Raw genomic sequence first — 9,056 nt, forward strand, 5'->3', positions numbered from 1 at the left:
CGACGACGATCTTCGCGGAGGTGGTGGCGCGGCTGGGGGCGGCCGCGTTAGAGCTTGCGAAGTCCACTGAGGACCCTTTCGAGCAGCGTGACGTCAGGCGTACCGCCCGACTCGCCCGCAGCGGCGGGCTGGTGGATGGCGACAAGACCGGCTTCGGCCAGGTCCGCGACGAGAATGCGGGCGACCCCGAGCGGCACCCCGGCCAGCGCCGAGATCTCCGCCACCGACTTGACCTCACGGCACAGGGCGACGATCCGCTGGTGCTCCGGCAGCAGACCGCCGGTGCGCTCCGCGTTCCCGGTGGTCGAGATCAGCGCCTCGATCGCCAGCTGGTACCGGGGCCGGGTACGGCCACCGGTCATCGCGTACGGGCGGACCAGCGGCTGCTGCTCATAGCCGTCGGACTGCTGTCCGCCGTAGCCACCGGCCTGCTGGCCGCCGTAGCCACTGCCGTACCCGTTGCCATATGTGCCGGGTGTCGGGGGCGGGGTCATGTTCGTCTCCTAGCTAGGGCCGAGTGCGGTTCACACGGTCGGGAGCAGGCCGCGAATACGCTGGATGACGCTGGGTATTCGCCGTTACACTGTGAGTGTTCAGCCGTCACGGAGTGGCGGATGAGCCTACCGCCGGGCTGGCGGGAAGTAAGGCCTGTGGAGCTGGTGTGATACCTCGGCTTGGGTTTGTCCCGGGGGCAGTCAGCACTGAAGCAGGAAGGTCTGCCGGGTGACCGGCGGATTCCCTGCCTCATCAAGGGCGGGGAGGATGCCAAGAGTCCTCCTAGCGCTGCCAAATCCGGAACCAGCTTTGGGGGTTCGCCGGGCTCGGTCCGACCGGGCCCGGCGTTTCGGTGTGTCGGTTTCTAGTGCAGAAGGCTTCCCTGGAGTTCCGCGCGAAGAGCGGGGGTGAGGACGGCTCCGGCTCGGTCCACGAGCAGGGCCATTTCGTACCCGACGAGGCCGATGTCGGAGTCGGGTGAGGCGAGGACGGCGAGGGAGGAGCCGTCGCTGACGGCCATCAGGAAGAGGAAGCCGCGCTCCATCTCCACGACGGTCTGGTTGACGTCGCCGCCCTCGAAGATCCGGCTGGCGCCGGAGGTGAGGGAGGTGAGGCCGGAGGCGACGGCGGCGAGCTGGTCGGCGCGGTCGCGGGGGAAGCCCTCGGACATGGCGAGCAGCAGACCGTCGGCGGAGACCACCACCGTGTGCGACACCCCGGGGGTGTTGTCCACGAAATTGGTGATCAGCCAGTTCAGGTTCTGTGCGGCCTGGCTCATCTGACTCAACTCAACGCTCCTGGTGATCTGGGCCGAACTCGCCGAAGCCCCCGTCGCCCCGAGGGGCGTCGAAGCCGTCGAACCGCTGTGGACGGGTGGGCCGCTGGCCCTGGGGCGCGGCGCCGCCGGGGTTTGCCGCGGGGGCACCGGTGCCCGGTGCACCTGCGCCTGGTGCACCCGCTGCAGCGCCGGCCTGGCGGCCCTGCTGGATGCCGCGGCGCAGGTTGGTCAGTCGGCCGCGGACCTCCTCGGGTGCACGGGAGACCTGCGGGCCGGTCAGCGGCGCCGCCTCGGCGGTGCCGGAGACCAGGTTGGCCTGCGGCGTACGACGGGGCAGACCGGAGAGCGTCACGCCGCTGGTCGAGGGCTGACGGACCTGCTCGGCGCGGCGCCAGCGCTCGTCGTTCGCCGACGGACGCCACGGGGCGTCCGGTGCCTGGCCGGGCTGACCGGGCTGGCCTGCCTGAGCGGGCTGGCCGGGCTGGGGCGCCAGCGGGTCCTGCGCGGACGGGCGTGAGCGCTGCTGCTCGGGACGCGGCCGCTGCGGGGCCTGGCCCTGGGGGACCTGGTCCTGCGGGAAGCCCGGTGCGCTGGTGCCCGGGCGCTGCGGCTGGTATCCGTGCTGGTGATCCTGCGGTCCACCGGCCGGCGGCTGCTGGAACTGCTGGGCCTCGCCCCGGCGGGCACCGGGCTGCTGCGAGCCGCCCCGGAACTCGTCGGCGCGGGCCGGCTGGGCGCCTGCGGCACCGGGACCGGTCGGCAGGGCCATCGGCTGCTGGCGCTGCGGCGCCGGACGCCCCTGACCGGGCTGCGGCTGGGCCGGCGGCAGCTGCTGCTGCTGCCCGGCCGGAGGCTGCGGCTGCTGGAAGGGCGGCTGCGGGGCCGACGGCGGCTGCGGGGCGGCCGGGTTGGGCACGCTCGGCAGCACCGGCTCGACCAGGCCGAGGCCCAGCGGGTCACGCGGGTCGATCTGGCTGGCCTCGAAGCGCGGGCGGGCGAACTGTGCCGTGGTCTCGACCGGGGCCGGGGCCGGGGCCGACGGCTGCTGCGGCTGTGCGGCTTGCTGGGGCTGCTGGGCACGGGGGGTCGGCTGCTGCTGAGCCGGCCCGCCCGCCGGGCGACGGCCCGGCAGTTCCTGGCCCTGTCGGCCCGGCGCCGGGCGGCCGGGAAGACCGCCGTCCACGGGCTGCTCGGCCCAACCGTGCTGCGGCTGCTCGGGGTTGGGCCGCTGACGCTCCGGCGTGGCACCCGGGCGGCCACCACCCGGCTGACCCTCGCCACGGCGCGGCAGACCGCCACCGGGAGCGAGCGGCGCACCGGCAGCACCGGGCGCACCCGGGGCACCGGAGGCGCCGGGCGTGCGCCGCGGCGGACGACCGGGCATCGAGTTCTCGCGGAGCGACTGCCCGACCTCACGGGTCGGCAGACCGGCGTTGGGCGCACCGGTGTTGGGCGTACCGGCGTTGGGGCCGCCGGGCAGGGTGGCCTTCGGGTCGCGGGTCGGCAGGCCGGTGTTGGGCGCACCGGGCAGGGTGGCCTTCGGGCCGCCGTTCGGCAGGCCGGAGTTGGGTGCGCCGGGGAGGGTGGCCTTCGGGTCGCGGGTCGGCAGGCCCGCGTTGGGTGCACCGGCCGGGCCGCCGTTCGGCAGGCCGGAGTTGGGCGCGCCAGGCAGGGTCGCCTTCGGGTCGCGGGTCGGCAGGCCGCCGGTGGGGCCGCCCTGGCGCGGGCCGGACTGCGGGCCCTGGCCGAGCTGCGGACGGCCGGTCGGGGCACCGCCGGCCGGGCCCTGCCCGAGCGCCGCGGCCTGGCGGCCGGACAGCGCCTCGGCGGCACCCCCACGTCCCTGTCGGGCCGCCGGGCCGACGCCGCGCTGCTGCTTGGCCTGGGCCGGGCCGGGCCGGGCGGCACCGCGCCGGTCGGTCGAGTTGGTGACGTCGACCGGGAGCATGACGAGTGCGGTGGTGCCGCCGGAGTCGCTGGGGCGCAGCTGGATCCGGATGCCGTGACGCAGGGACAGGCGGCCGACCACGAAGAGGCCCATGCGGCGGGAGACGGAGACGTCCACGACCGGCGGGTTGGCGAGGCGCTCGTTGATGTCTGCGAGGTCGTCGGGGGAGAGGCCGATACCGGTGTCGTGGATCTCGACCAGCACCCGGCCGTCGGGCAGGGCGTGGCCGGTGACCCGGACGCGGGTCTGCGGGCTGGAGAACGAGGTCGCGTTCTCCAGCAGCTCGGCGAGCAGGTGGACGAGGTCGTTGACGACACGTCCGGCGACCTCGGCCGAGGGGACGGCGGCGAGTTCGATGCGCTCGTACTGCTCCACCTCGGAGGCGGCGGCGCGGAGCACGTCGACCAGCGGGACGGGACGGGTCCAGCGGCGGCCCGGGTCCTCACCGGCGAGAACGAGGAGGTTTTCACCGTTGCGGCGCATACGGGTCGCGAGGTGGTCCAGCTTGAAGAGGCTGGCCAGCTGGTCCGGGTCGGCCTCGCGGCTCTCCAGTTCGGAGATAAGCGAGAGCTGACGCTGGATCAGACCCTGGCTGCGGCGCGAGAGGTTGGTGAACATCGCGTTGATGTTGCCTCGCAGCAGGGCCTGCTCGGCGGCGAGGCGGACGGCCTCGCTGTGCACCATGTCGAAGGCGTGCGCCACGTGGCCGATCTCGTCGGCGGAGTCGACGGCGACGGGCGCGACGGTGATGTCCACGTCGTGCGGGTCGCTCTCGGAGAGCGTCTTGACCAGCTCGGGCAGCCGCCGCTCGGCGACGTCCTCGGCGGCGGTCTGCAGACGGGTCAGCGAGCGCACCATCGAGCGGGCCACGATGGCGGCACCGGCGATGGCCACGATGAGCACCAGGGCGATCAGCGCGACGTTGATCAGGGCCTCGGTGTCGGCGTCCGACTGGAGCTGCTGGGCCTTGCCGTCGAGGACTTCGAGCAGCGAGGTCTCGATCTTCTGCTCGGCGGTGATCTTCGCGGTGGCGCTGTCGTACCAGTCCTTGTAGGTACGGACGTCGCCCTGCTTGATGCCGTTGGTGTTGAGGACCGCCTTGGTGTAGCGCTCGGCTTCCGCGATCGTCTGGTTGTAGGTGAGCGGGGCACGCAGCGCACTGGCCGCGGCGTCGCCGTAGATGGCGGTGAAGTTGGTGAGGGCGTTCTCCTCGGCCGTCTGCAGCCGGATGCCGAAGGTCTCGTCCGAGGTGCTCAGGTCCTGGCCGCCGGGGCGGGCGAGTGCGGCGCTGATCAGCGCACGCTGCATCGAGCTGGCCTCCTTGGCCAGCGAGAACTGCTGGAGGGCACGGGTGACCTTGACCAGCTCGGTGCTGTTCGAGGCGATCGCGATGTCCTGGGTGATGCCCAGCAGGTCATTGATGATCACGTCGTAGTTGGTGATCGTGGCCTGGATGTTGTCCGGGTTGGTGTACGCGGTGCTGCGGGCCTCGGAGAGCTGGTTGAGGTCCTTGCGGACCTGGAGCAGCAGTGCCTTGCCACCGGCGAGGTCGAGCTCGTCGAAGTTGTCGGCGCTGGCCGCGAACGCCTTGCTGAGGGTGTCCGTGGTCTTGCGGGCGTCGGTGACCTCGGGGTCCTGCTGGCTGTTGTTGGCGGTCATCGGGCCGGCGCTGAGGTCGCGCTCGGTCTGCAGGGCGTTCGCCAGCGCGGTGGACTTCTGGGCCAGGTCCGCGAGGTTGGTCATCTGCGACAGCTGCTTGGAGTTCTGCAGCGAGGACTGGACTCGCAGACCACCGAGGACGAGGGAGACGACCACGGGGAGCAGCAGCAGGGCGATCAGGCGGGTACGGATTCGCCAGTTGCGCATGGCGAACCGGCTGATGCCGCTCGCCCGGCGGCGGTTGAGGGTTCCGCGCAGGCGGGAGCGGCGCTTGTCGGTGGATTCCTCGCCCTCGGAACCCTCGGAAGCGCCGCCGCCGCCGCTGCCTGTCTGCTCGGGCTCGCTGCCGACCCCTACCTGCTCGGCGGGGCCGGTGTTCGGCGCTGCCTGGTGGGGGCCTGCCACGGGCTCACGCGACTCCGGGTCACCCGCGGCGCCGCTGCCCCTCTTGAAACGTCCCTGCACTGGCGTCGCAACCTCTGGACCGGGCGTCCCTCTCCGCTGCCGCGGATGGAACGGTGTCGAGTTTTTCCGTCGCATTCCAGCACAGCGGGAGAAGTCCAACAAGGGGCGTTACCCGGCGGTGTCCTGAGCTACCCAGTGCGCGCACACTTTCACGGACTGTGCGGTAACCCCAGTGGAATACAGCCCTTTTCGGACACTCGCCGGATACATGCCAACTTGGTCGTAGATCAACAAGAGTCGCAGACGTTCGAGAATGTCCGAAATCTGGCAAATGTCGGGACGATCGACGGGGGTGAAATGTCCCTGATGTGCATTTTGCCGGTCAATTTGTGAGGAAAATCACAGCCGAATGTATAGCCTTGGTCACGGCCCCTGTGGAAAGAGATCCCTACTCTGACTCTGCGGAGCAGTGCGCGCTTCAGCAGCCTGCCCAGAATCACGCAGGCCGACTCCTGGAAGTCGGCCCCGAACCCCAAGGTGTGACGCAATGTCCCAGCCGGCGAAGAAGGCCGACGCCATGCCCACGCTCGTCAGCCGTCCCACGGCCAACCCGCGGCGGACCACCCTGGCCTCCATCGAGGACTTCAGCCAGCTGCCCGGCGCTCTCGCCGCGCAGGAGCCGGTCGAGTACGCGACCGAGCTGCCGGCCAGCACGGCCAACCCGCGCCGCACCGTCCTGATGGCCGCTCCGGCGCCGCGGATGCCGCAGGACTGACACTCCGGCCAGTCGAGAGGGGCGCCGACCGCAACTGCGGCCGGCGCCCCTCTGCGCTGTCCCGTCGCTGTCGTCCGGCCGTGCCCGAAGGGCCCGCATCGGCCCACGCGATAGCCTGGGGGCGCATCTACAGGGCCCGGTACGGCCGGTGCCCGACTGACCGAGAGGCTCCCAACCGTGCGTATTGCCAGGTTCTCCGTCCGGGAAGGGAGCCCTGCCGCCGGCAGCGTCTCCTTCGGCGTGGTCGAGGGGGACCCCTCCCAGCCCGAGTCCCTGGTGGTCCACGCGCTGGCCGGCCACCCCATCGTCTCGATGCAGTTGAGCGGCGAGAGCTACCGGATGCAGGACATCCGCCTGCTGTCGCCGATCCTGCCCAACAAGATCGTGGCGGTTGGCCGGAACTACGCAGCGCACGCCGCCGAACTCGGCAACGAGGTCCCGGACGTCCCGCTGACCTTCTTCAAGCCCTCCACCGCGGTGATCGGCCCGACCGAGTCCATCGCGTACCCGCCGTTCTCCGCGGACGTCCAGCACGAGGCCGAACTCGCCGTGGTGATCGGCCGGATGGGCCGGGAAGTGCCGCTGGAGCGGGTACCGGAGATCATCTTCGGCTACACCTGCGCCAATGACGTCACCGCGCGGGACGTCCAGCAGCGCGAGGGCCAGTGGGCGCGGGCCAAGGGCTTCGACACCTCCTGCCCGCTCGGGCCGTGGATCGAGACGGAGCTCGATCCGAGCGATCTGGCGATCACCTGCACGGTCAACGGCGACCTGCGGCAGACCGGCCGGACGTCCCTGATGGTCCGTTCGATCGCGGAGCTGATCGTCCACATCTCCGAAGCGATGACCCTGCTCCCGGGCGACGTCATCCTCACCGGCACCCCCGCGGGTGTCGGCCCCATCAACGTCGGCGACGAAGTCGCCGTCTCCATCGAAGGCATCGGCACTCTCACCAACAGGGTGATCAAGCGTGGTTAGCACTGAGCCGGGGACGACCCCGGCCACCCCGAAGGACCCGAGCGTTCGGGTTCGTTTCTGCCCCTCCCCGACCGGCAACCCGCATGTCGGGCTGGTCCGCACCGCCCTCTTCAACTGGGCCTTCGCCCGCCACCACGGCGGCACCATGGTCTTCCGGATCGAGGACACCGACGCAGCCCGCGACTCCGAGGAGTCGTACAACCAGCTGCTCGACGCGATGCGCTGGCTCGGCTTCGACTGGGACGAGGGCCCGGAGGTCGGCGGTCCGCACGAGCCGTACCGGCAGTCGCAGCGGATGGACATCTACGCCGACGTCGCCAACCGCCTGCACCGGTCCGGCCACGCGTACCACTGCTACTGCACCACCGAGGAACTGGACGCACGCCGAGAGGCCGCCCGCGCGGCCGGCAAGCCGTCCGGCTACGACGGTCACTGCCGTGAGCTGACCGAGGACCAGGTAGCGGTCTACAAGCTGGAGGGCCGCAAGCCGATCCTCCGCTTCCGGATGCCCGACAAGACCATCGCCTTCGACGACCTGGTGCGCGGCACGCTCAGCTTCGAGCCGGAGAACGTGCCGGACTACGGCATCGTCCGGGCCAGCGGCGCTCCGCTCTACACCCTGGTCAACCCGGTGGACGACGCCCTGATGGGCATCACCCACGTGCTGCGCGGCGAGGACCTGCTCTCCTCCACCCCGCGTCAGATCGCCCTCTACGCCGCGCTGGCCGAGATCGGCGTCGGCAGTGGCGTCACCCCGCGCTTCGGCCACCTGCCGTACGTGATGGGCGAGGGCAACAAGAAGCTGTCCAAGCGCGACCCGCAGGCCAGCCTCAACCTCTACCGCGAGCGCGGCTTCATCCGCGAGGGCCTGCTCAACTACCTGTCGCTGCTGGGCTGGTCGCTGGCCGAGGACCGGGACCTGTTCTCCATGGAGGAGCTGGTCGAGGCCTTCGACATCTCCAAGGTGAACTCCAACCCGGCCCGCTTCGACCTGAAGAAGTGCGAGGCGATCAACGCCGAGCACCTGCGCCGACTGGCGCCGGAGGACTTCGTCCAGCGCCTGGTCCCGTACCTCCAGGCCCCCGGTCTGCTGCCCGAGGAGCCGACTGCCGAGCAGCTGGACCTGCTGGCCAAGGTGGCGCCGCTCACCCAGGAGCGGATGGTCGTGCTGAGCGAGATCGTCAACATGGCGGGCTTCCTCTTCGTCGACCCGGCCGACTTCACGGTCGACCCGGACGACGCCGCCAAGGTGCTCACCCCCGACGCCAGTCCGGTGCTGGAGGCCAGCATCAAGGCGCTGGAGGAGCTGGGCGACTTCACGCCCGAGCCGATCCAGGCGGCGCTGCGCGAGGCGCTGGTGGACGGTCTCGGCATCAAGCCCAAGTTCGCGTTCACGCCGCTGCGGGTGGCGGTCACGGGCCGCCGGGTCTCCCCGCCGCTGTTCGAGTCGATGGAGCTGCTCGGCCGCGCCGAGACGCTGCGTCGGCTGACGGCCGCTCTGGAGCTCACCGCGGCCTCCTGAGGCCGTGAGCGGGCGGCTGCGGGCCCGGTCCTGACCTGGCTCGCAGCCGCCCCGCCGCCTGCCTGCGGTTATCAATTTTGGACCCAGGCCAGACGTCGGGTAATGTTCTTTCTGCGCCGCCCGGGAGGGAACGGACGAGGGAGTGAAACCCCGTCGGTGACCAAGCGAGAGGTGCAACGCCTGGGAAGGGCCCGCAGGGGCTCAACTCTGGTGGGGTATGGTGTAATTGGCAGCACGAGTGATTCTGGTTCATTTAGTCTAGGTTCGAGTCCTGGTACCCCAGCGCAGTACGAGCAGTAACCAGTAGTAGCAACTGAAGATCAAGCCCCCGTTGTGTAGCGGCCTAGCACGCTGCCCTCTCACGGCAGTAGCGCCGGTTCGAATCCGGTCGGGGGTACTGATTCCGCAAGGGATCGCCAAGAAAGCCCCCGTTGTGTAGCGGCCTAGCACGCTGCCCTCTCACGGCAGTAGCGCCGGTTCGAATCCGGTCGGGGGT

The 9,056-nt window shown here is 70.9% G+C and carries 6 protein-coding genes and 3 tRNA genes; 6 read left to right on the forward strand and 3 right to left on the reverse strand.

Going from position 1 to position 9,056, the window contains the following annotated elements; translation table 11 throughout:
• Positions 1-47: 47 nt before the first annotated feature.
• The 3 genes from P3T39_RS36555 to P3T39_RS36565 form a co-directional block, all read right to left on the reverse strand.
• Positions 48-494: a DUF742 domain-containing protein gene (locus P3T39_RS36555; RefSeq protein WP_280703638.1), complete on the reverse strand. Its 447-nt coding sequence runs from the start codon at positions 492-494 to the stop codon at positions 48-50.
• Positions 495-859: 365 nt separating this feature from the next.
• Positions 860-1,273 carry a roadblock/LC7 domain-containing protein gene (locus P3T39_RS36560; RefSeq protein ID WP_035797811.1) on the reverse strand — a complete coding sequence of 138 codons (414 nt, stop codon included), beginning with the start codon at positions 1,271-1,273 and terminating at the stop codon, positions 860-862.
• Between the two features lie 10 nt (positions 1,274-1,283).
• Positions 1,284-5,285 (reverse strand): nitrate- and nitrite sensing domain-containing protein, encoded by a 4,002-nt coding sequence (locus P3T39_RS36565; RefSeq protein WP_348534426.1) that lies wholly within the window; start codon positions 5,283-5,285, stop codon positions 1,284-1,286.
• 547 nt (positions 5,286-5,832) lie between these two features.
• Here P3T39_RS36565 and P3T39_RS36570 point away from each other — a divergent pair.
• The 6 genes from P3T39_RS36570 to P3T39_RS36595 all read left to right on the forward strand — a co-directional run bounded on the left by P3T39_RS36570 (position 5,833) and on the right by P3T39_RS36595 (position 9,056).
• Complete coding sequence (locus tag P3T39_RS36570; protein WP_280703639.1) at positions 5,833-6,060, forward strand: hypothetical protein; 228 nt, start codon at positions 5,833-5,835, stop codon at positions 6,058-6,060.
• 177 nt (positions 6,061-6,237) lie between these two features.
• Positions 6,238-7,038 carry a fumarylacetoacetate hydrolase family protein gene (locus tag P3T39_RS36575; RefSeq protein WP_280703640.1) on the forward strand — a complete coding sequence of 267 codons (801 nt, stop codon included), beginning with the start codon at positions 6,238-6,240 and terminating at the stop codon, positions 7,036-7,038.
• A complete protein-coding gene (gene gltX, locus P3T39_RS36580; protein ID WP_280703641.1) occupies positions 7,031-8,560 on the forward strand; it encodes a glutamate--tRNA ligase in 1,530 nt (509 codons plus the stop codon). The genes P3T39_RS36575 and gltX overlap by 8 nt, the downstream gene beginning before the upstream one ends.
• 211 nt (positions 8,561-8,771) lie before the next feature.
• A tRNA-Gln gene (locus P3T39_RS36585) sits at positions 8,772-8,843 on the forward strand.
• A 41-nt stretch (positions 8,844-8,884) separates the two neighbouring features.
• Positions 8,885-8,957 (forward strand) — tRNA-Glu (locus tag P3T39_RS36590).
• Positions 8,958-8,984: 27 nt separating this feature from the next.
• A tRNA-Glu gene (locus tag P3T39_RS36595) sits at positions 8,985-9,056 on the forward strand.

The sequence above is a fragment of the Kitasatospora sp. GP82 genome (assembly GCF_029892105.1).
Classification (GTDB): Bacteria; Actinomycetota; Actinomycetes; order Streptomycetales; family Streptomycetaceae; genus Kitasatospora.